We start from the raw sequence: 25,951 nt of genomic DNA, 5'->3' as shown, positions 1-25,951 counted from the left end.
TATAGTCGTGGCTAAAGAGAAATTTGAACGTTCCAAACCGCACGTCAACGTAGGTACTATCGGCCACGTTGACCACGGTAAAACTACCCTGACTGCTGCTATCACCACCGTTCTGGCTAAAACCTACGGCGGTTCTGCACGTGCATTCGACCAGATCGCGGTACTATCGGCCACGTTGACCACGGTAAAACTACCCTGACTGCTGCTATCACCACCGTTCTGGCTAAAACCTACGGCGGTTCTGCACGTGCATTCGACCAGATCGATAACGCRCCAGAAGAGAAAGCTCGTGGTATCACCATCAACACTTCACACGTTGAATATGACACCCCAAGCCGTCACTACGCACACGTTGACTGCCCAGGCCACGCCGACTATGTGAAAAACATGATCACCGGTGCTGCGCAGATGGACGGTGCAATCCTGGTTGTTGCTGCGACTGATGGCCCAATGCCACAGACCCGTGAGCACATCCTGCTGGGTCGCCAGGTTGGCGTTCCGTTCATGATCGTATTCATGAACAAATGCGACATGGTTGACGACGAAGAGCTGCTGGAGCTGGTTGAAATGGAAGTTCGTGAGCTGCTGTCTGCTTACGATTTCCCTGGCGACGACATCCCGGTTGTTCGCGGTTCAGCACTGAAAGCCCTGCAGGGTGAAGCTGAGTGGGAAGATCGTGAGCTGCTGTCTGCTTACGATTTCCCTGGCGACGACATCCCGGTTGTTCGCGGTTCAGCACTGAAAGCCCTGCAGGGTGAAGCTGAGTGGGAAGMRAAAATCATCGAGCTGGCTGGTCACCTGGATTCTTACATCCCAGAGCCAGAGCGCGCGATTGACAAGCCATTCCTGCTGCCTATCGAAGACGTGTTCTCCATCTCAGGCCGTGGTACCGTTGTTACCGGTCGTGTAGAGCGCGGTATCATCAAAGTTGGTGAAGAAGTTGAGATCGTTGGTATCAAAGATACCGTGAAATCAACCTGTACCGGCGTTGAGATGTTCCGTAAGCTGCTGGACGAAGGCCGTAAAGTTGGTGAAGAAGTTGAGATCGTTGGTATCAAAGATACCGTGAAATCAACCTGTACCGGCGTTGAGATGTTCCGTAAGCTGCTGGACGAAGGCCGTGCGGGTGAGAACTGTGGTATCCTGCTGCGCGGTGTTAAGCGTGAAGATATCCAGCGTGGCCAGGTTCTGGCTAAGCCAGGTTCAATCAAGCCACACACCAAGTTCGAATCTGAAGTGTACATCCTGTCCAAGGATGAAGGCGGCCGTCATACTCCGTTCTTCAAAGGCTACCGTCCACAGTTCTACTTCCGTACAACTGACGTGACCGGTACCATCGAACTGCCAGAAGGCGTAGAGATGGTAATGCCAGGCGACAACATGGTCCAAGGATGAAGGCGGCCGTCATACTCCGTTCTTCAAAGGCTACCGTCCACAGTTCTACTTCCGTACAACTGACGTGACCGGTACCATCGAACTGCCAGAAGGCGTAGAGATGGTAATGCCAGGCGACAACATCCAGATGGTTGTTACCCTGATCCACCCAATCGCAATGGACGACGGTCTGCGTTTCGCAATTCGCGAAGGCGGCCGTACCGTTGGTGCAGGTGTTGTTGCTAAAGTTATCGCTTAATTGTGAGACTTGTACTGGCAGAGCCTGCTCTGCCAGAGCACAGAAAAGAGAGCGCTTCGGCGCTCTTTTTTTATGCGATAAATCACGCAGGGTAGTTGCTTTAATCGCGTATGCACGTATAATACGCGGGCCTGCCAATATGGTAAGGCGCGATTCAATATGAATTGCAGGTCGTTGCGAAAGCAGTGACCAACAATACTCGCGATATGCGGGTTATGTGCTTAACGATTACACTCTTCCATCAATCGTAATGGATATGAGTAGTAATTCTTTTCGTTTATAAATAATTGGAGCTCTGGTCTCATGCAGAACCAAAGAATCCGTATCCGTCTTAAAGCGTTTGATCATCGTCTGATCGATCAATCAACTGCGGAAATCGTAGAGACTGCCAAGCGCACTGGTGCGCAGGTACGTGGTCCTATCCCGCTGCCGACCCGCAAAGAGCGCTTTACCGTTCTGATCTCCCCGCACGTCAACAAAGACGCGCGCGATCAGTATGAAATTCGCACTCACAAGCGTCTGGTTGACATCGTTGAGCCAACTGAAAAAACGGTTGATGCTCTGATGCGTCTGGATCTGGCTGCAGGTGTTGACGTGCAGATCAGCCTGGGTTAATCAGGTCATTGAGCGATTGAGAGGTTGAAACAATGATTGGTTTAGTCGGTAAAAAAGTGGGCATGACTCGTATCTTCACTGAAGATGGCGTTTCTATCCCAGTAACCGTGATCGAAATTGAAGCAAACCGCGTGACTCAGGTTAAAGGCCTGGCGAACGACGGCTACACCGCTGTTCAGGTAACTACCGGTGCTAAAAAAGCAAACCGTGTAACTAAGCCTGAAGCAGGTCATTTTGCTAAAGCTGGCGTTGAAGCTGGCCGTGGTCTGTGGGAATTCCGTACCGCCGAAGGCGAAGAATTCACCGTAGGTCAGAGCATTAACGTTGACATTTTCGCTGATGTGAAAAAAGTTGACGTGACTGGTACATCTAAAGGTAAAGGTTTTGCCGGTACTGTTAAGCGCTGGAACTTCCGTACCCAGGATGCTACCCACGGTAACTCCTTGTCCCACCGCGTTCCGGGTTCTATCGGTCAGAACCAGACTCCGGGCAAAGTGTTCAAAGGCAAGAAAATGGCAGGCCAGCTGGGTAACGAACGTGTAACCGTTCAGAGCCTGGATGTGGTACGCGTTGACGCTGAGCGCAACCTGCTGCTGGTTAAAGGTGCAGTTCCCGGTGCTACCGGTAGCGACCTGATCGTTAAACCAGCTGTTAAGGCGTAAGGGGATAGCAATGGAATTAGTATTGAAAGACGCGCAAAGCGCGCTGACTGTTTCCGAAACTACCTTCGGTCGTGATTTCAACGAAGCGCTGGTACACCAGGTTGTTGTTGCTTATGCAGCAGGTGCTCGTCAGGGTACTCGTGCTCAGAAGACTCGTGCTGAAGTAACTGGTTCAGGCAAAAAGCCATGGCGCCAGAAAGGTACCGGCCGCGCTCGTGCAGGTTCTGTTAAGAGCCCAATCTGGCGTTCAGGTGGTGTGACCTTTGCTGCGAAGCCACAGGACCACAGTCAAAAAGTAAACAAAAAGATGTACCGCGGCGCGCTGAAAAGCATCCTGTCCGAACTGGTACGTCAAGAACGTCTGATCGTTGTCGAGCAGTTCTCTCTGGAAGCGCCTAAAACTAAGCTGCTGGTAGAGAAACTGAAAGACATGGCTCTGGAAGACGTGCTGATCATCACTGGCGAACTGGAAGAGAACCTGTTCCTGGCCGCACGTAACCTGTACAAGGTTGACGTACGTGATGCAGCGGGTATCGACCCAGTTAGCCTGATCGCCTTCGACAAAGTCGTTATGACTGCTGATGCAGTTAAGCAAGTTGAGGAGATGCTGGCATGATCCGTGAAGAACGTCTGCTGAAAGTACTGCGCGCGCCGCACGTATCTGAAAAAGCATCTGCTGCGATGGAAAAAACTAACACCATCGTTCTCAAAGTTGCGAAAGACGCGACCAAAGCAGAAATCAAAGCCGCTGTGCAGAAACTTTTCGAAGTGGAAGTAGAAACCGTGAACACCTTGCTGGTTAAAGGCAAGACTAAGCGTTCAGGTCAGCGTATTGGTCGTCGTAGCGACTGGAAAAAAGCTTACGTCACCCTGAAAGAAGGCCAGAATCTGGACTTCGCAGGCGGCGCTGAGTAAGTCGGAGGAGAAGAACAATGGCAATTGTTAAATGTAAACCGACATCTCCGGGTCGTCGCCACGTAGTTAAAGTGGTAAACGCGGAGCTGCACAAGGGCAAACCATTCGCCCCGCTGGTTGAGAAAAACAGCAAATCCGGCGGCCGTAACAACAATGGTCGCATCACTACCCGTCATATCGGTGGTGGTCACAAGCAGGCTTACCGTATTGTTGACTTCAAACGCAACAAAGATGGTATCCCAGCGACCGTTGAACGTCTTGAGTACGATCCGAACCGCTCTGCGAACATCGCACTGGTTCTGTACAAAGATGGTGAGCGCCGTTACATCCTGGCCCCTAAAGGCCTGAAAGCTGGCGATCAGATTCAGTCTGGCGTTGATGCTGCGATTAAAGCGGGTAACACCCTGCCAATGCGTAACATCCCAGTGGGTTCTACCGTTCACAACGTAGAAATGAAACCAGGCAAAGGCGGTCAGATTGCTCGCTCAGCTGGTACTTACGTGCAGATCGTTGCGCGTGATGGTTCTTACGTTACCCTGCGTCTGCGTTCTGGTGAAATGCGTAAAGTCGAAATCGACTGCCGCGCGACCCTGGGCGAAGTCGGTAACTCGGAGCACATGCTTCGCGTTCTGGGTAAAGCCGGTGCAACTCGTTGGCGTGGTGTTCGTCCTACCGTTCGCGGTACTGCGATGAACCCAGTCGATCACCCGCACGGTGGTGGTGAGGGTAAAAACTTTGGTAAGCACCCGGTAACTCCGTGGGGCGTTCAGACCAAAGGTAAGAAAACCCGCAGCAACAAGCGTACTGATAAATTTATCGTACGTCGCCGTAGCAAATAATTTTAGAGGATAAGCCATGCCACGTTCTCTCAAGAAAGGTCCTTTTATTGACCTGCACTTGCTGAAGAAGGTAGAGAAAGCTTTGGAAAGCGGAGACAAGAAGCCACTGCGCACTTGGTCCCGTCGTTCAACGATCTTCCCTAACATGATCGGTTTGACCATCGCTGTCCATAATGGTCGTCAGCACGTTCCTGTCTTTGTTTCCGACGAAATGGTCGGTCACAAACTGGGTGAATTTGCACCGACTCGTACTTATCGCGGCCACGCGGCAGATAAGAAAGCCAAGAAACGCTAACAGGAGGAAGAGATGGAAACTATCGCTAAACATCGCCACGCTCGTTCTTCTGCCCAGAAGGTTCGCCTGGTAGCAGATCTTGTACGCGGTAAGAAAGTGTCGCAGGCTCTGGATATTCTGACCTACACCAATAAGAAAGCTGCTGTATTGGTTAAGAAAGTCCTGGAATCTGCCATTGCTAACGCCGAACACAACGATGGCGCTGACATTGATGATCTGAAAGTCACGAAGATCTTCGTAGACGAAGGCCCAAGCATGAAGCGCATTATGCCTCGTGCAAAAGGTCGTGCAGATCGCATCCTGAAGCGCACCAGCCACATTACTGTGGTTGTGTCCGATCGCTGAGACTCTGGAGACTAGCAATGGGTCAGAAAGTACATCCTAATGGTATTCGCCTGGGTATTGTTAAACCCTGGAACTCTACCTGGTTCGCAAATACCAAAGAATTCGCTGACAACCTGGACAGCGACTTTAAAGTTCGTCAGTTCCTGACCAAGGAACTGTCTAAAGCATCCGTCTCTCGTATCGTTATCGAGCGTCCGGCTAAGAGCATCCGTGTGACCATTCACACCGCTCGTCCTGGCATCGTTATCGGTAAGAAAGGTGAAGATGTAGAAAAACTGCGCAAGGTCGTCGCGGATATCGCTGGCGTTCCTGCACAGATTAATATCGCCGAAGTCCGTAAACCGGAGCTGGACGCTAAGCTGGTTGCTGACAGCATCACTTCACAGCTGGAGCGTCGTGTGATGTTCCGTCGTGCTATGAAGCGTGCTGTACAGAACGCAATGCGTCTGGGCGCTAAAGGGATTAAAGTTGAAGTTAGTGGCCGTCTGGGCGGTGCAGAAATCGCGCGTACCGAATGGTACCGTGAAGGCCGCGTGCCACTGCACACTCTGCGTGCAGACATTGACTACAACACCTCTGAAGCCCACACCACTTATGGTGTAATCGGCGTTAAGGTATGGATCTTCAAAGGTGAGATCCTGGGTGGTATGGCTGCTGTTGAACAACCGGAACCGGCTGCTCAACCTAAAAAGCAGCAGCGTAAAGGCCGTAAGTAAGGAGAGTCGCTGATGTTACAACCAAAGCGTACAAAATTCCGTAAAGTGCACAAAGGCCGCAACCGTGGTCTGGCGCAGGGTACGGATGTTAGCTTCGGTACTTTCGGTCTGAAAGCTGTTGGCCGTGGTCGTCTGACTGCACGTCAGATCGAAGCAGCACGTCGTGCTATGACCCGTGCAGTTAAGCGTCAAGGTAAAATTTGGATCCGTGTATTCCCGGACAAACCAATTACCGAGAAGCCGCTGGAAGTGCGTATGGGTAAAGGTAAAGGTAACGTGGAGTATTGGGTTGCCTTGATCCAGCCAGGTAAAGTCCTGTATGAAATGGACGGTGTTCCGGAAGAGCTGGCCCGTGAAGCATTCAAGCTGGCAGCAGCAAAACTGCCTATCAAAACCACCTTTGTAACTAAGACGGTGATGTAATGAAAGCAACTGAGCTGCGTGAAAAAAGCGTTGAAGAGCTTAACACTGAGCTGCTTAATCTGCTGCGTGAGCAATTTAACCTGCGCATGCAGGCAGCATCTGGCCAACTTCAACAGACTCATGTCCTGAAGAATGTTCGTCGTGATGTTGCACGCGTTAAGACTTTACTGACTGAGAAGGCGGGTGCGTAATGACCGATAAAATCCGTACTCTGCAAGGTCGTGTGACTAGTGACAAAATGGAGAAATCCATCGTTGTCTCTATCGAACGTGTTGTGAAACACCCAATCTACGGGAAGTTCATCAAGCGTACGACCAAACTGCACGTACACGACGAGAACAACGAATGTGGTATCGGCGACGTGGTTGAAATCCGCGAATGCCGTCCACTGTCCAAGACTAAGTCCTGGACGCTGGTTCGCGTTGTAGAGAAAGCGATTCTGTAATAGAATTCGCCTTCTCTAAAAATAAGATGAACGGCTCGACAGGGCCGTTCATTTTTTCTACCCATATGCGAGAAGTGGTGTTATAATGCCGCGCCCTCAATTGTGGGGCTTTTAATCGACCTGAATCAGGTCCCGAAGTAGTAGTTGACATTAGCGGAGCACTAAAATGATCCAAGAACAGACTATGCTGACCGTCGCCGACAACTCCGGTGCACGTCGCGTAATGTGTATCAAGGTTCTGGGTGGCTCGCACCGTCGCTACGCAGGCGTAGGCGACATCATCAAAATTACCATCAAGGAAGCAATTCCTCGCGGTAAGGTTAAGAAGGGTGATGTGCTGAAAGCGGTAGTGGTGCGCACCAGGAAGGGTGTTCGTCGCCCGGACGGTTCTGTCATTCGCTTCGATGGTAATGCATGCGTTATTTTAAACAATAACAGCGAGCAGCCTATCGGAACGCGTATTTTTGGGCCGGTAACTCGTGAACTTCGTACTGAAAAGTTCATGAAAATTATCTCTCTGGCACCAGAAGTACTCTAAGGAGCGAAAAATGGCAGCTAAAATCCGTCGCGATGACGAAGTTATCGTTCTTACCGGTAAAGATAAAGGTAAGCGCGGTAAAGTAAAAAATGTTCTGTCTGCAGGAAAACTGATCGTTGAAGGTATCAACCTGGTGAAGAAACATCAGAAGCCGGTTCCGGCTCTGAACCAACCAGGTGGCATCGTTGAAAAAGAAGCTGCTATTCAGGTTTCTAACGTTGCGCTGTTCAACTCGGCAACCGGTAAGGCTGACCGTGTAGGCTTTAGATTCGAAGACGGCAAAAAAGTCCGTTTCTTCAAGTCTAATAGTGAAACTATCAAGTAATTTGGAGTAGTACGATGGCGAAACTGCATGATTACTACAAAGACGAAGTAGTTAAAAAACTCATGACTGAGTTTAGCTACAATTCTGTCATGCAAGTCCCTCGGGTCGAGAAGATCACCCTGAACATGGGTGTTGGTGAAGCGATCGCTGACAAGAAACTGCTGGATAACGCAGCAGCTGACCTGGCAGCAATCTCCGGCCAAAAGCCGTTTATCACCAAAGCACGCAAATCAGTTGCAGGCTTCAAAATCCGTCAGGGCTATCCGATCGGCTGTAAAGTAACTCTGCGTGGCGAACGCATGTGGGAGTTCTTTGAGCGTCTGATCTCTATTGCTGTTCCACGTATTCGTGACTTCCGCGGCCTGTCTGCTAAGTCATTCGATGGTCGTGGTAACTACAGCATGGGCGTTCGTGAGCAGATCATCTTCCCAGAAATCGACTACGATAAAGTCGATCGCGTTCGTGGTTTGGATATCACCATTACCACTACTGCGAAATCTGACGATGAAGGCCGTGCACTGCTGGCTGCTTTTGACTTCCCGTTCCGCAAGTAAGGTAGGGTTACTTCATGGCTAAGCAATCGATGAAGGCACGCGAAGTTGTTCGCGTAAAACTGGCTGATAAATACCGCGCTAAACGCGAGGAATTGAAAGCTATCATCTCTAGTGTGAACTCATCCGACGAAGATCGTTGGAATGCTGTTCTCAAGCTGCAAACTCTGCCGCGTGATTCCAGCCCGTCCCGTCAGCGTAACCGCTGCCGCCAGACTGGTCGTCCACATGGTTATGTGGGCAAATTCGGGTTGAGCCGTATCAAGCTGCGTGAAGCCGCCATGCGCGGTGAAGTGCCTGGCTTGAAAAAGGCTAGCTGGTAATTACCAATTGAATCACGGGAGTAAATACAGATGAGCATGCAAGATCCGATCGCGGATATGCTGACCCGTATCCGTAACGGTCAGGCCGCTAACAAAGTTGCGGTCACCATGCCTTCCTCCAAGCTGAAAGTGGCAATTGCTGCTGTGCTGAAAGAAGAAGGCTATGTCGAAGAATTTAAAGTTGTAGGCGACATCAAGCAAGAACTGGAACTGACTCTTAAGTATTTCCAGGGCAAAGCTGTGGTAGAGAGCATTCAGCGTGTTAGCCGTCCAGGTCTGCGCATTTATAAGCGCAAAGACGAACTGCCAAAAGTTATGGCTGGACTGGGTATCGCTGTTATTTCTACCTCTAAAGGTGTTATGACCGATCGTGCAGCGCGCCAAGCTGGTCTTGGTGGCGAAATTATCTGCTACGTAGCTTAATCGGAGGAAACTAATGTCTCGTGTTGCTAAAGCACCTGTCGTTATTCCTGCCGGCGTAGAGGTAAAACTCGACGGTCAGGTAATTTCGATTAAAGGTAAAAACGGCGAGCTGACTCGTACTATTAACAGCGCTGTTGAAGTTAAGCATGCTGACAACGTCCTGACTTTCGCTCCGCGCGAAGGTTTTTCAGACGCTTGGGCGCAGGCTGGTACTTCTCGTGCCCTGCTGAACGGTATGGTTATCGGTGTTACCGAAGGCTTCACTAAGAAGCTGCAGCTGGTTGGTGTAGGTTATCGTGCAGCCATCAAAGGCAACGCAGTGAGTTTAGCTCTTGGCTTCTCTCACCCAGTTGAGCATGCGCTGCCAGCGGGGATCACTGCTGAATGTCCAACTCAGACTGAAATCGTGCTGAAAGGCGCTGATAAACAGCTGATTGGTCAGGTTGCAGCAGATCTGCGCGCCTACCGTCGTCCTGAGCCTTATAAAGGCAAGGGTGTTCGTTACGCCGACGAAGTCGTGCGTACCAAAGAGGCTAAGAAGAAGTAAGGTAACACTATGGATAAGAAATCTGCTCGTATCCGTCGTGCGACCCGCGCACGTCGCAAGCTCAAAGAGCTGGGTGCTACTCGCCTGGTGGTACATCGTACCCCGCGTCATATTTACGCACAGGTAATCGCACCTAACGGTTCTGAAATCCTGGTGGCTGCTTCTACAGTAGAAAAAGCTATCAGTGAGCAACTGAAGTACACTGGAAACAAAGACGCTGCTGCTGCTGTTGGTAAAGCAGTTGCTGAACGCGCAATCGAAAAAGGCATCACTGGTGTTTCTTTCGACCGTTCTGGTTTCCAATATCATGGTCGTGTCCAGGCACTGGCAGATGCTGCCCGTGAAGCTGGCCTACAGTTCTAAGGTAGAGGTGTAAGATGGCACACATCGAAAAACAAGCTGGCGAACTGCAGGAAAAGCTGATCGCGGTAAATCGCGTATCTAAAACCGTAAAAGGTGGTCGTATTTTCTCCTTCACAGCTCTGACTGTTGTTGGTGACGGTAATGGCCGCATCGGTTTTGGTTACGGTAAAGCGCGTGAAGTTCCAGCAGCGATCCAGAAAGCGATGGAAAAAGCCCGTCGCAATATGATTAACGTCGCGCTGAACAACGGCACCCTGCAGCACCCTGTTAAAGGCGTGCACACAGGTTCTCGCGTGTTCATGCAGCCTGCTTCTGAAGGTACCGGTATCATTGCCGGCGGTGCAATGCGCGCCGTTCTGGAAGTCGCTGGGGTTCATAACGTTCTGGCTAAAGCCTACGGTTCCACCAACCCGATTAACGTGGTTCGTGCAACTCTGGATGGCCTGGCCAACATGAATTCTCCAGAGATGGTTGCTGCCAAGCGTGGCAAATCCGTTGAAGACATTCTGGGGTAATGACCATGGCTAAGACTATTAAAATTACTCAAACCCGTAGTTCGATCGGCCGTCTGCCTAAACATAAGGCAACGCTGCTTGGCCTGGGTCTGCGTCGTATTAACCACACCGTAGAGCGCGAAGACACGCCAGCTGTACGCGGCATGGTTAACGCGATTTCCTACATGGTTAAAGTGGAGGAGTAACAGATGCGTTTAAATACTCTGTCTCCGGCCGACGGTTCTAAGCACGCTTCCAAGCGTCTGGGTCGTGGTATCGGTTCTGGCCTCGGTAAAACCGGCGGTCGTGGTCACAAAGGTCAGAACTCTCGTTCTGGCGGTGGCGTACGTCGTGGGTTCGAAGGCGGCCAGATGCCTCTGTACCGTCGTCTGCCGAAGTTCGGTTTCACCTCGCGTAAAGCAATGGTGACAACTGAAGTTCGTCTGTCTGACCTGGCGAAAGTTGAAGGCGGCATCGTCGACCTGAACACGCTGAAAGCGGCAAACATTATCGGTATTCAGATTGAGTTCGCGAAAGTGATCCTGTCTGGTGAAGTTTCTGTACCGGTAACAATCCGCGGTCTGCGTGTGACCAAAGGCGCTCGTGTTGCAATCGAAGCTGCCGGCGGGAAAATTGAGGAATAAGTAGCAGATGGCTAAACAACCGGGATTAGATTTTCAAAGTGCCAAAGGGGGTTTTGGCGAACTGAAACGCAGACTTCTGTTTGTGATCGGGGCGCTGATTGTTTTCCGTATTGGCTCTTTTATTCCAATCCCTGGTATTGATGCCACTGTACTTGCCAAGTTGCTTGAGCAACAGCGTGGCACCATCATTGAGATGTTTAACATGTTCTCTGGTGGTGCTCTGAGCCGTGCTTCTATCTTTGCCCTGGGTATTATGCCGTACATTTCGGCCTCTATTATTATCCAGCTGCTGACGGTGGTTCATCCCGCGTTAGCTGAAATCAAGAAAGAAGGGGAGGCTGGCCGTCGTAAGATAAGCCAGTACACCCGTTACGGTACTCTGGTACTCGGTATATTCCAGGCGGTCGGTATTGCTACCGGCCTGCCGAATATGCCTGGAATGCAAGGTCTGGTGTTAAACCCTGGCTTCGCCTTCTACTTTACCGCTGTTGTCAGCCTGGTCACCGGAACCATGTTCCTGATGTGGCTGGGTGAGCAGATTACTGAACGAGGTATCGGCAACGGTATCTCGATCATAATCTTCGCGGGTATCGTTGCGGGTCTACCGCCGGCCATTGGCCATACCATCGAGCAAGCGCGGCAAGGCGACCTGCACTTCCTCCTGTTGCTGTTGGTTGCAGTTCTCGTATTTGCAGTGACCTTCTTCGTTGTTTTCGTTGAGCGTGGTCAACGCCGCATTGTGGTGAACTATGCGAAACGTCAGCAAGGCCGTCGTGTCTATGCTGCGCAGAGCACACATTTACCGTTGAAAGTGAATATGGCCGGGGTTATCCCAGCGATCTTCGCCTCCAGCATCATTCTGTTCCCGGCAACCATCGCGTCATGGTTCGGGGGCGGTACGGGCTGGAACTGGTTGACAACTATTTCGATGTATTTGCAACCAGGTCAGCCGCTTTATGTGTTACTCTATGCGACTGCAATCATCTTCTTCTGTTTCTTCTACACAGCGTTGGTGTTCAACCCACGTGAAACAGCAGATAACCTGAAGAAGTCTGGTGCATTTGTACCAGGTATTCGTCCGGGAGAACAAACGGCGAAGTACATCGATAAAGTAATGACGCGTTTAACCCTTATCGGGGCGCTGTACATTACCTTTATCTGCCTGATCCCGGAGTTCATGCGTGATGCGATGAAAGTTCCATTCTACTTCGGCGGTACATCACTGCTGATCGTAGTGGTTGTCATCATGGACTTTATGGCTCAAGTGCAAACTCTGATGATGTCTAGTCAGTACGAGTCTGCATTGAAGAAAGCAAACCTGAAGGGCTACGGCCGTTAATTCAGGCGCTTGAGAAGTTACGGAGAGTAAAAATGAAAGTTCGTGCTTCCGTCAAGAAATTATGTCGTAACTGCAAAATCATCCGTCGCGACGGCGTCGTACGTGTGATCTGCAGCGCCGAGCCAAAGCATAAACAGCGCCAAGGCTGATTTAATCGCATATTTTTCTTGCAAAGTTGGGTTGAGCTGGCTAGATTAGCCAGCCAATCTTTTGTATGTCTATGCGTTTCCATTTGAGTATCCTGAAAACGGGCTTTTCGGCATGGGACGCATAAGTAATTTAATAGGAGTGCATAGTGGCCCGTATAGCAGGCATTAACATTCCTGATCAGAAACATACCGTTATTGCATTAACTGCAATCTTCGGCATCGGTAAAACCCGCTCACAGGCTATCTGTGCAGCAACGGGTATTGCTGAAAATGTTAAGATCAGAGAGCTGTCTGAAGAGCAAATCGACATTCTGCGTGACGCTGTTGCAAAGTATGTTGTTGAAGGCGATCTGCGTCGTGAAATTACCCTGAGCATCAAGCGTCTTATGGACCTTGGCTGCTATCGTGGTTTACGCCATCGTCGTGGTCTTCCAGTACGCGGTCAGCGTACCAAGACCAACGCACGTACCCGTAAGGGTCCGCGTAAACCGATCAAGAAATAATCGGGGTGATTGAATAATGGCAAAGGCACCAGTTCGTGCACGTAAGCGTGTAAGAAAGCAAGTCTCTGATGGCGTGGCTCATGTCCATGCATCTTTCAACAACACCATCGTCACTATTACCGATCGTCAGGGTAATGCGCTGGGTTGGGCAACAGCCGGTGGTTCCGGTTTCCGTGGTTCTCGTAAATCTACGCCGTTCGCTGCACAGGTTGCTGCTGAACGTTGCGCAGAGGCCGTGAAAGATTACGGTATTAAGAACTTGGAAGTTATGGTTAAGGGTCCAGGTCCAGGCCGCGAATCAACGATTCGTGCTCTGAACGCTGCTGGTTTCCGCATCACTAATATTACTGATGTGACTCCGATCCCTCACAACGGTTGTCGTCCGCCGAAAAAACGTCGCGTATAACGCCCCGTTTTTTAGGAATGTTGGAGAAAGAAAATGGCAAGATATTTGGGTCCTAAGCTCAAGCTGAGCCGTCGTGAAGGCACAGACCTGTTCCTTAAGTCTGGCGTTCGCGCGATTGATACCAAGTGTAAGATTGAACAAGCTCCTGGTCAGCACGGTGCGCGCAAGCCACGTCTGTCTGACTATGGCGTACAGTTACGTGAAAAGCAGAAAGTTCGTCGTATCTACGGCGTGCTGGAGCGTCAGTTCCGTAACTATTATAAAGAAGCAGCACGTCTGAAAGGCAACACCGGTGCAAACCTGTTAGCTCTGCTGGAAGGTCGTCTGGATAACGTTGTTTACCGTATGGGCTTTGGCGCCACTCGTGCAGAAGCACGTCAGCTGGTTAGCCACAAATCTGTTATGGTAAACGGTCGCGTTGTCAGCATCGCTTCTTATCAGGTAACTCCGAATGACGTTGTTAGCATCCGTGAGAAAGCCAAAAAGCAGTCTCGCGTGAAAGCCGCTCTGGAGCTGGCTGAGCAGCGTGAAAAGCCAACCTGGCTGGAAGTTGATGCGACTAAGATGGAAGGTGTGTTCAAGCGTATTCCTGAACGTACCGATCTGTCTGCGGACATTAACGAACACCTGATCGTCGAGCTTTACTCCAAGTAAGGCTTAGTACCAAAGAGAGGACACAATGCAGGGTTCTGTGACAGAGTTTCTAAAACCGCGCCTGGTAGATATCGAGCAAGTGAGTTCGACGCACGCCAAGGTGACCCTTGAGCCTTTAGAGCGTGGCTTTGGCCATACTCTTGGTAACGCGCTGCGCCGTATTCTGCTTTCATCAATGCCGGGTTGCGCGGTGACCGAGGTTGAAATTGATGGTGTACTGCATGAGTACAGCACCAAAGAGGGTGTACAGGAAGATATCCTGGAAATCCTGCTCAACCTTAAAGGTTTGGCGGTAAGAGTTCAGGGCAAAGATGAAGTTATTCTTACTCTGAATAAATCTGGCATTGGCCCTGTGACTGCAGCCGATATCACCCATGATGGTGATGTCGAAATCGTCAAGCCGCAGCACCTGATCTGCCATCTGACCGATGAGAACGCCGCTATCAGCATGCGTATCAAAGTTCAGCGTGGTCGTGGTTATGTGCCGGCGTCTGCCCGAATTCATTCGGAAGAAGATGAGCGCCCGATCGGTCGTCTGTTAGTCGACGCCTGCTACAGCCCTGTAGAGCGTATTGCCTACAATGTTGAAGCAGCGCGTGTTGAACAGCGTACTGACCTGGACAAGCTGGTCATCGAAATGGAAACCAACGGCACTATCGATCCTGAAGAAGCGATCCGCCGTGCGGCTACCATCCTGGCAGAACAACTTGAAGCTTTCGTTGACTTACGTGATGTTCGTCAGCCGGAAGTTAAAGAAGAGAAACCAGAATTCGATCCGATCTTGCTGCGCCCTGTTGACGATCTGGAATTGACTGTCCGCTCTGCTAACTGCCTTAAGGCAGAAGCTATCCACTACATCGGTGATCTGGTACAGCGTACCGAGGTTGAGCTGCTTAAAACGCCTAACCTTGGTAAAAAATCTCTTACTGAGATTAAAGATGTGCTGGCTTCTCGTGGTCTGTCTCTGGGCATGCGCCTGGAAAACTGGCCGCCAGCTAGCATTGCTGATGAATAACCCGATCACAGGTTAAGGTTTCACTGAGAAGGATAAGGTCATGCGCCATCGTAAGAGTGGTCGTCAACTGAACCGCAACAGCAGCCATCGTCAGGCTATGTTCCGCAACATGGCTGGCTCTTTGGTTCGTCACGAGATTATCAAGACGACCCTGCCAAAAGCGAAAGAGCTGCGTCGCGTAGTTGAGCCGCTGATTACTCTTGCCAAGACCGACAGCGTAGCTAATCGTCGTCTGGCATTCGCCCGTACTCGTGATAACGAGATCGTGGCAAAACTGTTTAACGAGCTGGGCCCGCGTTTCGCGAGCCGTGCCGGTGGTTACACTCGCATTCTGAAGTGTGGCTTCCGCGCTGGTGACAACGCTCCGATGGCTTACATCGAGCTGGTTGATCGTCCAGAAGCTCAAGCAGAAGCTGCTGCAGAGTAATCTGTAGTTGCAACGTAAAAAAACCGGGCTTGCCCGGTTTTTTTATATCCAAAATTCCTCTGCTCGTCATCTCCCCCGAAACTGCGCTATGCTAACCCACTCTTTTACCCAGGCAGCCATGTCGAATATCGGCCGGCTATCAGGCTAACCTGTTCCGCAGGGAAAACCGCTTGCGTTTCACTGAGGAGAAGTTATGTACCGCATCGGGCAACTGGCAAATCTGGCTGACGTCACGCCGGACACCATTCGTTTCTATGAGAAGCAACAGATGATGGATCATCAGGTTCGTACTGAGGGCGGCTTTAGGCTTTACAGTGAGAACGACCTGCAGCGACTGAAGTTTATTCGCTATGGTCGTCAGCTGGGTTTCACCCTGGAGGCGATCCGCGAACTGCTGTCGATCCGCGTCGACCCTGAGCATCATACCTGTCAGGAGTCGAAATCGATCGTACAGAAGCGTCTGAACGAGGTGGAGAGCATGATCGCCGAGCTGCAGCATATGCACCGTTCGCTGACGCGGCTCAATGATGCCTGCTGCGGCACCGCGCACAGCAGCCGGTACTGTTCTATTCTGGAAGCTCTCGAGCAGGGGGCCAGCACATCAAATGCTAAAGCGGCAGATTGAAATTCAGCGAATAGCGGACTATATTTATCGCCGCTAATCACACAAAGGAGAGATCCATGACCCGCTATCAACACAAGAAAGGCATTATCCGCGATAACGCACTTGAAGCCCTGTTGCATGACCCGTTGTATAAAATCAGAGTTGAAGAAAATCAGAAGGGCAAAGGCAGCTACCGGCGCAAAGCAAAACACGCACAGAAAGGTAACTGGGAGGCCAGTGGTAAAGCCGCTAACAGCGACGTTACCACTGGCCTTCTGCTTTCTCAGGCAAAAAAAACGCCAGCTCTCAGACTGGCGGTTTTACTGACAGGCTGACCGGTTATTACAGCGGTTTGTTATTCTGTTCTTTCAGCAGGTCGCGGATTTCTGACAGCAGGGTCTCTTCCGCTGAAGGTTTGGCTACCGGTTTCTCGACTTCTTTCTTTTTATAGAGCCTGTTCATCAGCTTGATGGCCATGAAGATGGCAAACGCAACGATAACAAAATCAAACACCGTCTGCAGGAACGCACCATACTCCATCACCACGGCCGGGGTGGCGCCATCAGCGGGCTTAAGCACCCAGCTAAACTGTTTAAAGTCGACACCACCGATCAGCAACCCCAGCGGCGGCATAATGATATTTGCTACCAGTGATGAGACGATCTTGCCAAACGCCGCTCCGATAATGACACCCACCGCCAGATCGACGACGTTGCCACGCATCGCGAAATCGCGAAACTCTTTGAATAAACTCATGCTTCTCTCCATTCCTGTGCCAATGATACAAGTCTAACAAACGATCGCACTTTTTCCATAACGTGAAAAGATTAATCCTTAACGCCCGCCCAGTCCCGAACTGCCAACTGCCTGGGTCGCGATTACAGAAAGAACGGACTGGGCTGAAACAGACGCTCAACATCAGGGACGAATTTTTTATCGGTCAGGAACATGATCACATGATCGCCCTGCTCAATGCGCAGATCGTTACTGGCGATCATCACATCGTTACCGCGCACCACGCCGCCGATGATGGTGCCCGGTGGGAGTTTGATCTCTTCGATCATCCGGCCCACCACCCGCGAGGTGGACTCTTCACCGTGGGCAATCGCCTCGATCGCTTCCGCCACACCGCGGCGTAGGGAAGAGACGCCGACGATATCTGCTTTACGCACATGGCTCAGCAGAGCCGAAATGGTGGCCTGCTGCGGGGAGATGGCAATGTCGATCACGCTGCCCTGCACCAGGTCAACATAGGCGCGGCGCTGGATCAGCACCATCGCTTTCTTCGCTCCCATCCGCTTGGCGAGCATCGCGGACATGATGTTGGCCTCGTCATCGTTGGTGATGGCGATAAACAGATCGATCTGATCGATATGCTCTTCGGCCAACAGCTCCTGATCCGAGGCGTCGCCGTAAAACACGATGGTGTTCTGCAGGTTCTCTGCCAGTTCTGCGGCACGTTGCTGGTCACGCTCGATCAGCTTCACGCTGTAGTTTTTCTCCAGCCGCTGCGCCAGGCCAAAGCCGATGTTGCCGCCGCCGACGATCATTATGCGCTTATAAGGCTTCTCCAGACGTTGATACTCACTCATCACCGCCCGAATGTGCTGGCTGGCGGCGATAAAGAATACTTCATCCCCGGCCTCGATCACCGTCGATCCCTGCGGGCGGATCGGACGGTCCTGGCGAAAGATTGCCACCACGCGGGTATCAATGTGTGGCATATGATCGCGCATGATCGACAGGGCGTTCCCCACCAGTGGCCCACCGTAGTAGGCTTTGACGACCGCAAGGCTGACTTTGCCTTCGGCAAAGTTAACCACCTGCAGCGCACCCGGATACTCGATCAGCCGGTAGATATTGTCGATCACCAGCTGTTCGGGAGAGATCAGATGGTCGATCGGCACGGCTTCAGGGATAAACAGCTTATCTGCGGCGCGGATGTAGTCCGGCGCGCGGATACGGGCGATGCGGTTTGGGGTGTTAAACAGCGAATAAGCAACCTGACAGGCGATCATATTGGTTTCGTCAGAGTTGGTCACGGCAACCAGCATGTCGGCATCTTCCGCGCCGGCGTCCCGCAGCACGCGTGGATGCGAACCATGGCCCTGAACCACCCGCAGATCAAACTTATCCTGCAGCTGGCGCAGACGAAGAGGGTCTGTGTCGACCACGGTAATATCGTTGTTTTCACCGACAAGGTTCTCTGCGAGCGTACCGCCAACCTGTCCTGCGCCAAGAATGATAATTTTCATGATATTCAGTCTGTCTGGTGATCGTGCGGGTTATGGCACCGCGGGACGGTGCCATCTCTGTTACTGTTTTATCAACTTAGCGTAGTAGAAGCCATCACCGCCTTCCGGCTGTGGGAACACCTGAATGCCCGGCTGCTGCTGGGTGCCGGTTTCCGTCAGTCGGGCATCGGCGTGGCGCTGCAGAAATGCGCTTATCTGCAGGTGATTCTCTTCCGGCAAAATTGAGCAGGTGGCGTAAAGCAGAGTGCCGCCGGTTTTCAGGTGCGGCCAGACCGCATCGAGGATCTGCTGCTGCAGCGCGGCCAGTTCAGGAATATCGCGATCGCGGCGCAGCCATTTGATATCCGGATGGCGACGAATCACACCGGTGGCCGAACAGGGGGCATCCAGTAAGATACGGTCGAACTGCCGATCGCCACACCATTCTGCCGGCGTGCGGCCGTCTCCCTGCTTAACCTCTGCCTGCATAGCCAGGCGCTGCAGGTTCTCACTGACCCTGGCCAGGCGCTGAGCATCCACATCGACCGCCATCACCTGAGCCTGAGGTGCCGCCTCCAGAATATGGGTGGTTTTTCCGCCCGGCGCGGCGCAGAGGTCGAGAATTGACTCGCCGTTCTGCGGATCGAGCAGGGCAACGCAGCCCTGAGCGGAGGCATCCTGTACCGTGACCCAGCCCTGCTCAAATCCCGGCAGCTGGCTGACGGCGCACGGTGCCTCCAGGCGCAGCGCATCCGCGTGCTCAGGGTGAGCAAACGCCTGTTTGCCGCTCTCCTGCAGCAGCTGCAGCCAGGCGTCACGGGTGTGGTGCTGGCGGTTAACGCGCAGCCACATCGGTGGGCGCTGGTTATTAGCCTCGACGATCTGCTGCCACTCTGCAGGCCAGGCCCGTTGCAGCCGTTCCAGCAGCCATTTCGGATGCAGATAGCGCTGCTCGCCGACGTTCATCTGCTGTGTAAGCTCTTCCTGCTGGCGCTGGAACTGACGCAGAACGCCGTTGATCAACCCTTTTAACTGCGGTCGCTTAAGGCTTACCGCCCCCTCGACGGTTTCCGCCAGTGCGGCATGCGCCGGAATGCGGGTAAACATCAGCTGATACAGGCCTACCATAATCAGGAAGTGCAGCACCCGCTGCTTGCCGGTCATCGGGCGGGACATCAGCCTGTTGACGATCCCCTCCAGCTGCGGCAGCGTACGCAGCACGCCGTAGCACAGCTCCTGTAACAGAGCACTGTCTTTCTCGCCCACGCTTTTCTGTGCGGCAGGCAGCACGTTACTGAGAGACTGCCCTTGCTCAATGACTTTTTCGAGAGTCTGCGCGGCAACGCTGCGTAAATTGATCTTTGTTTTCATAGTGAGATTCGCAAGTCAAACGGCCCGGCAATGCTGCCGGGCGGGGGGATCAGGCAATGATATTGCCAGGCGTAAACCATTCACGGCGGGAGTTAAGCAGGTCCTGAGCTTTCATCGCTTTTTTACCTGCGGGTTGCAGCTCTTCAATATTCAGCACGCCATTCGCGGTCACCACCTGAATGCCCTGCTTATCTGCCTGCAGAATTTCGCCCGGCTGATGGCCGCTGACCGCAGGCAGCACCGAGGCTTTCCAGACTTTAACCGGCTGTTCATCAATGATGAAATAGCTGACCGGCCACGGGTTAAACGCACGGACGCAGCGCTCCAGCTGGGCGGCAGACAGCGACCAGTCCAGACGCGCTTCCTCTTTACTCAGCTTCTCAGCGTAGCTGACCCGCGCTTCGTCCTGCACTTCTACCTCTGCGGTGCCGTCGGCTAACTGCTGCAGCGTGGTGAGCATGCCGGCCGGCCCAAGCTGTGCCAGCTTGTCATACAGCGTGGCGCTGGTATCGGTTGGCTCAATCGGCAGCGCCAGCTTATGCAGCATATCGCCAGTATCGAGGCCAACGTCCATCTGCATGATGGTCACGCCCGTTTCGGCATCACCGGCCCACAGTGAGCGTTGGATCGGGGCGGCACCACGCCACAGCGGCAGCAGCGAACCGTGGACGTTGATGCAGCCAAGCCGCGGCATCTCCAGCACGGCTTTCGGCAGAATCAGGCCATAGGCCACTACCACCATCACGTCAGCGTTCAGCTGGGCGACCAGCTGCTGGTTCTCTTCGGGGCGTAGAGACTTAGGCTGATACACCGGGATCTGATGCTGCTCAGCCAGTTGTTTAACCGGGCTGGCAGTCAGCTTATTGCCGCGGCCGGCGGGGCGATCGGGCTGAGTAAATACGCCGACGATCTGGTGCCCGGAAGACAACAGCGCGTCAAGATGACGCGCTGCAAAGTCAGGGGTGCCGGCAAAAATGATTTTTAACGATTCGGACACGGTGTTCCCTTTAGTCAAGGCTCTCAGTCACGGGCATTCTGGCGATACAGTTTTTCGAGCTTCTGACGGATGCGCTGACGCTTCATCGGCGAGAGATAATCAATAAACAGTTTACCGACCAGGTGATCCATTTCGTGCTGAATGCAGATCGCAAGCAGGCCATCGGCCTCCAGCTCAAAGCTGTTGCCATCACGGTCTAACGCGCGGATCTTAACTTTCTCTGAACGCGGTACCAGCGCACGCTGTTCCGGGATCGACAGGCAGCCCTCTTCGATGCCGGTTTCGCCGCTCTGTTCCAGCAGTTCCGGGTTAATTAACACCAGCGGCTGGTCGTGATTCTCTGAGACGTCAATCACGATAATACGCTGGTGAATATCGACCTGAGTAGCGGCAAGACCGATGCCTTCTTCGGCCTTCATCGTTTCAAACATATCATCAACGATACGCTGAATATCGGCGTTTACTGCCTTAACCGGGGTCGCGACGATGCGCAGGCGATCGTCAGGAAAATGTAATACCTGCAAAACTGACATAACGTTCCAGATCTGTATTCAAGGGATGAAAGAATTATTCGTCGTATTGTAGACATTTCAGTCGTTGATTGACAGCATTCACCGCAGGGAACCTTCCGCCGGAAGGGGCAAATCAGGGAAGAGACGATGTTGCCAGTCGAGTGTGCCTTGCGATTATCCGGGGTGGCGGGATTATCCAGCCTTCGTCGCCTGCATTTGCTGGACAAACTAGTGCCGTTGCACCGGCCTGCGGGTGTGGAGCTGGCAGCAGCGGGTCTGTCTGTCGAGCAGCAGCGGGCATTCCTGGATTATGACCCTCGCATCATCGAACAAACGCTGGCGTGGCTGGAAACGGACGGCAACGTTTTCCTGACTGCCAACGACCCCCGCTACTCCGACCGGCTGAGAAACATCAGTAATTTCCCGTTGATGTTATTCGTGCAGGGTGATGCGGCACTGCTATCGTCGCCACAGCTGGCGGTGGTCGGTAGCCGCAACTGTTCCCATTATGGCCGCGAGTGGGGCAGCTGGTTCTGCCAGGCGCTGGCGCTGAGTGGGCTGACCATCACCAGCGGCCTGGCGCTGGGCGTTGACAGCGTGGCGCATCGTGCGGCGCTGGAGGTACAGGGAAAAACGCTGGCGGTGTTGGGGTGCGGGCTGAGCACCATCTATCCTGCTCGCAACCGGCTGCTGGCCCGCCAGATTGTCGACGCCGGGGGCACGCTGGTCTCGGAATTTCCTCTGCACCTGCCGCCAGTGGCCAGCCATTTTCCCCGCCGTAACCGGATCATCAGCGGGTTAAGTCTGGGCGTGCTGGTGGTGGAAGCGGCGATGCGCAGCGGGTCGCTGGTGACGGCACGGCTGGCGCTGGAGCAAAACCGCGACATTTTCGCGCTGCCAGGCGCGCTGGGAAACCCCGGCAGTGAAGGAACCCACTGGCTTATTCAACAGGGGGCGTTGCTGGTTGCCCATCCAAATAATATTATTGAACAGTTACAGAGCGATTTGGCCTGGTTGCCCGAACGGCCACAGTTGGTAAACATTTCCACAGAGAGTGGCATTCCTTCATTGCCATTTTCCGAGCTGTTGGCTAACGTAGGAGATGAGGTTACACCTGTTGACGTCGTCGCTGAACGTGCCGGCCAACCTGTGCCAGCCATCGTAGCTAAGCTGCTTGAGCTGGAGTTAGCAGGGTGGATCGCAGCTGTACCCGGCGGCTATGTCCGATTGAGGAGGGCAAGCCATGTTCGACGTTCTAATGTACTTATTTGAAACCTATATCCATAGCGATGCCGAAATGCGCGTCGATCAGGATAAGCTGACTGATGATTTAACCGACGCCGGTTTTCATCGTGAAGATATTTATAATGCGTTGAACTGGTTGGAAAAGCTGGGAGATTATCAGGATGGTCTGGTCGCTCCGATTCAGCTGGCATCCGATCCGCTGTCTATGCGTATCTACACCGAGGAAGAGGGCCATCGTTTAGATGCCAATTGTCGCGGCTTTATTCTGTTCCTTGAGCAAATTCAGGTGCTGAATCTGGACACCCGCGAAATGGTTATCGAACGTATTATGGCGCTGGATACCCTCGAGTTTGATCTGGACGATCTCAAATGGGTGGTGCTGATGGTGCTGTTTAACATCCCGGGATGTGAAAATGCCTACCAGCAAATGGAAGAGCTACTTTTCGACGTCAATGAAGGTACACTGCACTGAAGATTGATCGGGTGTAGACAACGTTATGAACAAAACAGCGCTTTTCGCTGTGCACAAAAATGATCCCTGCCCCCAGTGTGGGGCAGAGCTGGTTATTCGCTCCGGAAAACACGGTGCCTTTATGGGCTGCTCACACTACCCGGAGTGCGACTTCATTCGCCCACTTCAGCGTCAGGCTGACGGGCACATCATTAAAGTACTTGAGGGACAGTTCTGTCCTGCATGCGGTGCCGAACTGGCACTGCGGCAGGGGCGCTACGGCATGTTTATCGCCTGCAGCCGCTATCCCGAATGCGATCACACCGAAACCATCGATAAACCGGATGAGACGACGCTCGCCTGCCCGCAGTGTTCCAGCGGCAAGCTGGTGCAGCGGCGCTCGCGCTACGGCAAAACCTTCCACGCCTGCGACCGTTATCCGGATTGTCAGTTTGCGGTGAATTTTACCCCGCAGGAAGGGGAGTGCGCGTACTGCCATTTCCCGTTGCTGATTGAAAAGAAAACGGCCAGAGGCGTGAAGCGTTTTTGCGCCAGTAAAGCCTGTGGAAAACCCGTCATAGCAGGAAACAGTAGTGAAGATGAATCACGTGAATGACTCTTTATCGCAGTGCGTGGCGCAGCTGCGCCAGTCAGCGGTTATTGCCTACCCGACAGAAGCGGTGTTTGGTTTAGGCTGTGACCCCGACAGCGAAGCGGCGGTAATGCAACTGCTGGCGCTGAAACGACGCCCGGTGGAGAAGGGGTTGATCCTGATCGCCGCGGATTATCAGCAGCTGATGCCCTATATTGCCGATGAGCGGCTCACCCCTGAGCAACGCCAGCGTATGTTTTCCCGCTGGCCTGGCCCGGTGACCTGGGTACTGCCGGCAAGGGCGGATACGCCGCGCTGGCTGACCGGGCGGTTTAGCTCACTGGCGGTGCGCGTGAGCGATCATGCCGGCGTGGTTGAACTGTGCCAGGCCTTCGGTAAACCGCTGGTCTCTACCAGTGCCAATCTGACAGGTCTTGAGCCGTGCCGCAACGTGGCTGAAGTGCGGGCTCAGTTCGGTGACGATTTCCCGGTGCTGGTGGCAGAAACCGGCGGCCGTCAGAATCCTTCGGAAATTCGTGATGTCATCACCGGTGGCCTTATTCGTCAGGGATAAAATACGATGTCCTCATTTGTAGTGTTCGGCAATCCGATTAATCACAGTAAATCTCCGCGCATCCATCAGCTGTTTGCTGAACAGACCGCGATTCCCCATCCTTACGATCGTCTGTGCGCACCGGTGGATGGCTTTGCGGCCAGCGTGGCTGAATTCATCGCGGCGGGCGGCGGCGGTGCCAACGTGACGCTACCGTTTAAGCAGCAGGCGTTCGAGCTGGCCGATGAGCTGACCGAGCGTGCGGCGCTGGCCGGTGCGGTGAACACGCTGAAGAAGCTGGACGATGGCCGTCTGCTCGGTGACAACACCGACGGTATTGGCCTGTTAAGCGATCTTCAGCGCCAGCAGCTGATCCGGTCCGGCGATCGGATCCTGCTGATTGGGGCGGGAGGGGCCGCGCGCGGCGTGATCCTGCCGCTGCTCTCTGCCGGCTGCAGCGTGACCATTGTTAACCGCACGCACGCAAAGGCTGAGGAGCTGGCACAGCTGTTTGCCCACCACGGCGGCGTGCGGGCGCTCGCTCGTGACGAACTGGCCGGCGCAGAGTTTGAGCTGGTGATCAACGCCACCTCAAGTGGCGTATCCGGCGCGGTGCCCGACCTGCCAGCACAGCTGGTGAATAGCGGTACGCGCTGCTACGACATGTTCTATCAGGTGGGAGATACCCCGTTCCTGCACTGGTGCCGTCTGCAGGGAGCCAGCCAGATGGCTGACGGCCTGGGAATGCTGGTGGGCCAGGCGGCGCATGCCTTTATGCTGTGGCACGGCGTTATGCCGGATATCACCCCGGTGATTGCCCGGCTGAAGCAGGAGATGAGCGCGTGAACCCGGCAATAAAGGAGAGCAGGTAAAACGATCGGGGTCAGGTCTGGCTCTCTTCGGCCAGGTAGTCATCCTTCCAGCCGACATAGTTGTTCGCGGAATAGAGCAGGCCGGCAATTTCAGCCTCCGTTAACGGGCGGACTTTGCGGGCCGGGCTGCCTAAATAGAGATGGCCGCTCTCCAGCCGCTTGCCCGGCGCGACCAGGCTACCGGCACCAATCATCACATCATCCTCTATTACTACACCGTCCAGTACGATCGTTCCCATGCCAACCAGTACCCGGTTGCCAATCCTGCAGCCGTGCAGCATCACCTTATGGCCAACGGTAACATCCTCTCCAATCACCAGCGGGTGACCTTCAGGCTTTGCCGCAGACTTATGGGTGACGTGCAGTACGCATCCGTCCTGGATATTGCTGCGTTTCCCGATGGTCACGCGGTTGACGTCACCGCGGATGGCGACCAGCGGCCAGATTGCCACATCATCCGCCAGCCGGACATCGCCAATCACCACGCTGCTGCTATCGACTCTCACCCGTTCGCCCAGTTGCGGACTCATACCTTTATAACTACGCAAATTCGTGCTCATGACAGCCTCTCTGTTAGATCCTTAAGGGTACGCGTTGAGACTAAACGATCCTGCAGCGCTTTTCGCCCCTTAAAAATGCCTTAAAAATGCGCGATTAGCCTGATATATCAACGAAGAGAATGAAAAGAAAGCAACCGATAAGAAAGATCCAAAAAAGGCTTGTGCATTAAATTCGGATCCCTATAATGCGCATCCATCGACACGGAACAACGGCTTACAGGCCAGCGTGTTGAGAGGTTCAGGAAGTACTCTGAACCGCCGGAAAAAACTTCTCAAAAAGAAGTTGACTCCGAAGGAGGAAAGCGTAATATACGCCACCTCGCAACAGGAAGCTTCGGCACTGATTGCACAAGCTTCGGCACTGATTGCAC

General features: G+C 53.1%; 44 protein-coding genes and 1 pseudogene. 38 read left to right on the top strand and 7 right to left on the bottom strand.

Annotation, left to right across the window (positions count from 1 at the left end; all coding sequences use genetic code 11):
• Positions 1-7: 7 nt before the first annotated feature.
• The 33 genes and pseudogenes from ASF13_RS02955 to ASF13_RS02810 all read left to right on the top strand — a co-directional run bounded on the left by ASF13_RS02955 (position 8) and on the right by ASF13_RS02810 (position 16,528).
• The gene (locus ASF13_RS02955; protein ID WP_056232455.1) at positions 8-199 is read left to right on the top strand and encodes a GTP-binding protein; all 192 of its coding nucleotides are present in this window, start codon (positions 8-10) and stop codon (positions 197-199) included.
• Entirely contained in the window at positions 145-1,395 is a 1,251-nt protein-coding gene (locus ASF13_RS02950) for an elongation factor Tu (RefSeq protein WP_072166270.1), read from the top strand. Before ASF13_RS02955 ends, ASF13_RS02950 begins: the two co-directional genes overlap by 55 nt.
• A 106-nt stretch (positions 1,396-1,501) precedes the next feature.
• Positions 1,502-1,633: pseudogene (gene tuf / locus ASF13_RS25275) on the top strand (elongation factor Tu); the annotation flags it as partial.
• 303 nt (positions 1,634-1,936) lie between these two features.
• Complete coding sequence (gene rpsJ, locus ASF13_RS02945; protein ID WP_001181005.1) at positions 1,937-2,248, top strand: 30S ribosomal protein S10; 312 nt, start codon at positions 1,937-1,939, stop codon at positions 2,246-2,248.
• Positions 2,249-2,280: 32 nt separating this feature from the next.
• A complete protein-coding gene (gene rplC / locus ASF13_RS02940) occupies positions 2,281-2,910 on the top strand; it encodes a 50S ribosomal protein L3 (protein WP_056232452.1) in 630 nt (209 codons plus the stop codon).
• 10 nt (positions 2,911-2,920) lie between these two features.
• A complete protein-coding gene (rplD, locus tag ASF13_RS02935; protein ID WP_056232449.1) occupies positions 2,921-3,526 on the top strand; it encodes a 50S ribosomal protein L4 in 606 nt (201 codons plus the stop codon).
• The gene (gene rplW, locus ASF13_RS02930; RefSeq protein ID WP_056232446.1) at positions 3,523-3,825 is read left to right on the top strand and encodes a 50S ribosomal protein L23; all 303 of its coding nucleotides are present in this window, start codon (positions 3,523-3,525) and stop codon (positions 3,823-3,825) included. The genes rplD and rplW overlap by 4 nt, the downstream gene beginning before the upstream one ends.
• A gap of 17 nt (positions 3,826-3,842) precedes the next feature.
• Entirely contained in the window at positions 3,843-4,664 is an 822-nt protein-coding gene (gene rplB, locus ASF13_RS02925; RefSeq protein ID WP_056232443.1) for a 50S ribosomal protein L2, read from the top strand.
• Between the two features lie 16 nt (positions 4,665-4,680).
• Positions 4,681-4,959 (top strand): 30S ribosomal protein S19, encoded by a 279-nt coding sequence (rpsS, locus tag ASF13_RS23180; RefSeq protein ID WP_004160590.1) that lies wholly within the window; start codon positions 4,681-4,683, stop codon positions 4,957-4,959.
• A gap of 12 nt (positions 4,960-4,971) precedes the next feature.
• Positions 4,972-5,304: a 50S ribosomal protein L22 gene (gene rplV / locus ASF13_RS02915; RefSeq protein WP_000447532.1), complete on the top strand. Its 333-nt coding sequence runs from the start codon at positions 4,972-4,974 to the stop codon at positions 5,302-5,304.
• A gap of 17 nt (positions 5,305-5,321) precedes the next feature.
• Complete coding sequence (gene rpsC / locus ASF13_RS02910; RefSeq protein WP_045854067.1) at positions 5,322-6,020, top strand: 30S ribosomal protein S3; 699 nt, start codon at positions 5,322-5,324, stop codon at positions 6,018-6,020.
• Between the two features lie 12 nt (positions 6,021-6,032).
• Positions 6,033-6,443: a 50S ribosomal protein L16 gene (rplP, locus tag ASF13_RS02905; RefSeq protein ID WP_002438716.1), complete on the top strand. Its 411-nt coding sequence runs from the start codon at positions 6,033-6,035 to the stop codon at positions 6,441-6,443.
• Positions 6,443-6,634: a 50S ribosomal protein L29 gene (gene rpmC, locus ASF13_RS02900; protein WP_048917635.1), complete on the top strand. Its 192-nt coding sequence runs from the start codon at positions 6,443-6,445 to the stop codon at positions 6,632-6,634. The genes rplP and rpmC overlap by 1 nt, the downstream gene beginning before the upstream one ends.
• The gene (gene rpsQ / locus ASF13_RS02895) at positions 6,634-6,888 is read left to right on the top strand and encodes a 30S ribosomal protein S17 (protein ID WP_056232438.1); all 255 of its coding nucleotides are present in this window, start codon (positions 6,634-6,636) and stop codon (positions 6,886-6,888) included. The genes rpmC and rpsQ overlap by 1 nt, the downstream gene beginning before the upstream one ends.
• Positions 6,889-7,054: 166 nt before the next feature.
• Positions 7,055-7,426 carry a 50S ribosomal protein L14 gene (rplN, locus tag ASF13_RS02890; RefSeq protein WP_015960712.1) on the top strand — a complete coding sequence of 124 codons (372 nt, stop codon included), beginning with the start codon at positions 7,055-7,057 and terminating at the stop codon, positions 7,424-7,426.
• 10 nt (positions 7,427-7,436) lie between these two features.
• Complete coding sequence (gene rplX / locus ASF13_RS02885; RefSeq protein WP_056232435.1) at positions 7,437-7,751, top strand: 50S ribosomal protein L24; 315 nt, start codon at positions 7,437-7,439, stop codon at positions 7,749-7,751.
• A 14-nt stretch (positions 7,752-7,765) separates the two neighbouring features.
• Positions 7,766-8,305, top strand: coding sequence for a 50S ribosomal protein L5 (gene rplE, locus ASF13_RS02880; RefSeq protein WP_056232433.1), 540 nt, complete (start codon positions 7,766-7,768; stop codon positions 8,303-8,305).
• A gap of 14 nt (positions 8,306-8,319) precedes the next feature.
• Positions 8,320-8,625, top strand: coding sequence for a 30S ribosomal protein S14 (rpsN, locus tag ASF13_RS23175; protein WP_052902737.1), 306 nt, complete (start codon positions 8,320-8,322; stop codon positions 8,623-8,625).
• 30 nt (positions 8,626-8,655) lie between these two features.
• Positions 8,656-9,048, top strand: coding sequence for a 30S ribosomal protein S8 (rpsH, locus tag ASF13_RS02875; protein ID WP_056232430.1), 393 nt, complete (start codon positions 8,656-8,658; stop codon positions 9,046-9,048).
• Positions 9,049-9,061: 13 nt separating this feature from the next.
• On the top strand, positions 9,062-9,595 hold the full coding sequence (gene rplF / locus ASF13_RS02870) for a 50S ribosomal protein L6 (RefSeq protein WP_056232427.1): 534 nt from the start codon (positions 9,062-9,064) through the stop codon (positions 9,593-9,595).
• Positions 9,596-9,604: 9 nt separating this feature from the next.
• Positions 9,605-9,958 (top strand): 50S ribosomal protein L18, encoded by a 354-nt coding sequence (gene rplR, locus ASF13_RS02865; protein ID WP_056232424.1) that lies wholly within the window; start codon positions 9,605-9,607, stop codon positions 9,956-9,958.
• Between the two features lie 14 nt (positions 9,959-9,972).
• Complete coding sequence (rpsE, locus tag ASF13_RS02860) at positions 9,973-10,473, top strand: 30S ribosomal protein S5 (RefSeq protein ID WP_004160571.1); 501 nt, start codon at positions 9,973-9,975, stop codon at positions 10,471-10,473.
• A gap of 5 nt (positions 10,474-10,478) precedes the next feature.
• Positions 10,479-10,658, top strand: a complete 180-nt coding sequence (gene rpmD, locus ASF13_RS02855) for a 50S ribosomal protein L30 (protein WP_004160569.1) — start codon at positions 10,479-10,481, stop codon at positions 10,656-10,658.
• 3 nt (positions 10,659-10,661) lie between these two features.
• Positions 10,662-11,096, top strand: a complete 435-nt coding sequence (rplO, locus tag ASF13_RS02850) for a 50S ribosomal protein L15 (protein ID WP_056232421.1) — start codon at positions 10,662-10,664, stop codon at positions 11,094-11,096.
• A 7-nt stretch (positions 11,097-11,103) separates the two neighbouring features.
• Complete coding sequence (gene secY / locus ASF13_RS02845) at positions 11,104-12,435, top strand: preprotein translocase subunit SecY (protein WP_056232419.1); 1,332 nt, start codon at positions 11,104-11,106, stop codon at positions 12,433-12,435.
• 32 nt (positions 12,436-12,467) lie between these two features.
• Positions 12,468-12,584, top strand: coding sequence for a 50S ribosomal protein L36 (rpmJ, locus tag ASF13_RS23170; RefSeq protein WP_004160566.1), 117 nt, complete (start codon positions 12,468-12,470; stop codon positions 12,582-12,584).
• A gap of 146 nt (positions 12,585-12,730) precedes the next feature.
• Positions 12,731-13,087: a 30S ribosomal protein S13 gene (gene rpsM / locus ASF13_RS02840; protein WP_056232417.1), complete on the top strand. Its 357-nt coding sequence runs from the start codon at positions 12,731-12,733 to the stop codon at positions 13,085-13,087.
• Between the two features lie 16 nt (positions 13,088-13,103).
• The gene (gene rpsK / locus ASF13_RS02835; RefSeq protein ID WP_004160563.1) at positions 13,104-13,493 is read left to right on the top strand and encodes a 30S ribosomal protein S11; all 390 of its coding nucleotides are present in this window, start codon (positions 13,104-13,106) and stop codon (positions 13,491-13,493) included.
• A gap of 33 nt (positions 13,494-13,526) precedes the next feature.
• Positions 13,527-14,147, top strand: coding sequence for a 30S ribosomal protein S4 (rpsD, locus tag ASF13_RS02830; protein ID WP_056232414.1), 621 nt, complete (start codon positions 13,527-13,529; stop codon positions 14,145-14,147).
• Positions 14,148-14,172: 25 nt separating this feature from the next.
• Positions 14,173-15,162: a DNA-directed RNA polymerase subunit alpha gene (rpoA, locus tag ASF13_RS02825; RefSeq protein ID WP_056232411.1), complete on the top strand. Its 990-nt coding sequence runs from the start codon at positions 14,173-14,175 to the stop codon at positions 15,160-15,162.
• Between the two features lie 40 nt (positions 15,163-15,202).
• Positions 15,203-15,589: a 50S ribosomal protein L17 gene (rplQ, locus tag ASF13_RS02820; protein WP_003850180.1), complete on the top strand. Its 387-nt coding sequence runs from the start codon at positions 15,203-15,205 to the stop codon at positions 15,587-15,589.
• Between the two features lie 193 nt (positions 15,590-15,782).
• A complete protein-coding gene (zntR, locus tag ASF13_RS02815; protein WP_056232409.1) occupies positions 15,783-16,214 on the top strand; it encodes a Zn(2+)-responsive transcriptional regulator in 432 nt (143 codons plus the stop codon).
• A 56-nt stretch (positions 16,215-16,270) separates the two neighbouring features.
• Positions 16,271-16,528 (top strand): alternative ribosome-rescue factor A, encoded by a 258-nt coding sequence (locus tag ASF13_RS02810; RefSeq protein ID WP_056232406.1) that lies wholly within the window; start codon positions 16,271-16,273, stop codon positions 16,526-16,528.
• A gap of 7 nt (positions 16,529-16,535) precedes the next feature.
• Here ASF13_RS02810 and mscL read toward each other — a convergent pair whose 3' ends face one another.
• From mscL to def, 5 genes are all read right to left on the bottom strand, one after another.
• Positions 16,536-16,949 (bottom strand): large-conductance mechanosensitive channel protein MscL, encoded by a 414-nt coding sequence (gene mscL, locus ASF13_RS02805; protein ID WP_056232404.1) that lies wholly within the window; start codon positions 16,947-16,949, stop codon positions 16,536-16,538.
• Between the two features lie 122 nt (positions 16,950-17,071).
• Positions 17,072-18,448, bottom strand: coding sequence for a Trk system potassium transporter TrkA (gene trkA / locus ASF13_RS02800; RefSeq protein WP_056232401.1), 1,377 nt, complete (start codon positions 18,446-18,448; stop codon positions 17,072-17,074).
• Positions 18,449-18,508: 60 nt separating this feature from the next.
• A complete protein-coding gene (gene rsmB / locus ASF13_RS02795; protein WP_056232399.1) occupies positions 18,509-19,798 on the bottom strand; it encodes a 16S rRNA (cytosine(967)-C(5))-methyltransferase RsmB in 1,290 nt (429 codons plus the stop codon).
• 49 nt (positions 19,799-19,847) lie between these two features.
• Positions 19,848-20,795, bottom strand: a complete 948-nt coding sequence (gene fmt, locus ASF13_RS02790; RefSeq protein WP_056232397.1) for a methionyl-tRNA formyltransferase — start codon at positions 20,793-20,795, stop codon at positions 19,848-19,850.
• 23 nt (positions 20,796-20,818) lie between these two features.
• Positions 20,819-21,328 carry a peptide deformylase gene (gene def, locus ASF13_RS02785; RefSeq protein WP_056232395.1) on the bottom strand — a complete coding sequence of 170 codons (510 nt, stop codon included), beginning with the start codon at positions 21,326-21,328 and terminating at the stop codon, positions 20,819-20,821.
• Positions 21,329-21,454: 126 nt separating this feature from the next.
• Between def and dprA the strand changes: the two genes are divergently transcribed.
• Genes dprA through aroE form a run of 5 tightly spaced genes read left to right on the top strand, consistent with a single transcriptional unit; the run spans position 21,455 to position 24,994 of the window.
• Positions 21,455-22,579, top strand: coding sequence for a DNA-protecting protein DprA (dprA, locus tag ASF13_RS02780; RefSeq protein WP_056232392.1), 1,125 nt, complete (start codon positions 21,455-21,457; stop codon positions 22,577-22,579).
• Positions 22,551-23,024 (top strand): DUF494 family protein Smg, encoded by a 474-nt coding sequence (gene smg / locus ASF13_RS02775; RefSeq protein ID WP_056232390.1) that lies wholly within the window; start codon positions 22,551-22,553, stop codon positions 23,022-23,024. The genes dprA and smg overlap by 29 nt, the downstream gene beginning before the upstream one ends.
• A 25-nt stretch (positions 23,025-23,049) precedes the next feature.
• The gene (locus ASF13_RS02770) at positions 23,050-23,619 is read left to right on the top strand and encodes a type I DNA topoisomerase (RefSeq protein ID WP_056232387.1); all 570 of its coding nucleotides are present in this window, start codon (positions 23,050-23,052) and stop codon (positions 23,617-23,619) included.
• Positions 23,603-24,169 carry an L-threonylcarbamoyladenylate synthase type 1 TsaC gene (gene tsaC / locus ASF13_RS02765; protein ID WP_200929766.1) on the top strand — a complete coding sequence of 189 codons (567 nt, stop codon included), beginning with the start codon at positions 23,603-23,605 and terminating at the stop codon, positions 24,167-24,169. Before ASF13_RS02770 ends, tsaC begins: the two co-directional genes overlap by 17 nt.
• 6 nt (positions 24,170-24,175) lie before the next feature.
• A complete protein-coding gene (gene aroE, locus ASF13_RS02760; protein WP_056232382.1) occupies positions 24,176-24,994 on the top strand; it encodes a shikimate dehydrogenase in 819 nt (272 codons plus the stop codon).
• Between the two features lie 37 nt (positions 24,995-25,031).
• On the opposite strand, the gene ASF13_RS02755 is transcribed toward aroE, so the two are convergent.
• Both ASF13_RS02755 and ASF13_RS24855 read right to left on the bottom strand, forming a co-directional pair.
• Positions 25,032-25,580: a gamma carbonic anhydrase family protein gene (locus ASF13_RS02755; RefSeq protein ID WP_056232381.1), complete on the bottom strand. Its 549-nt coding sequence runs from the start codon at positions 25,578-25,580 to the stop codon at positions 25,032-25,034.
• A 180-nt stretch (positions 25,581-25,760) separates the two neighbouring features.
• Positions 25,761-25,951, bottom strand: a 191-nt coding sequence (locus tag ASF13_RS24855; protein WP_235514937.1) for a hypothetical protein, incomplete at its 5' end; no start/stop codon positions are given.

Source organism: Erwinia sp. Leaf53, assembly GCF_001422605.1.
Classification (GTDB): Bacteria; Pseudomonadota; Gammaproteobacteria; order Enterobacterales; family Enterobacteriaceae; genus Erwinia.
Note: the sequence above shows the minus strand (reverse complement) of the source record. Positions and strands in the feature narration are given on the sequence as shown.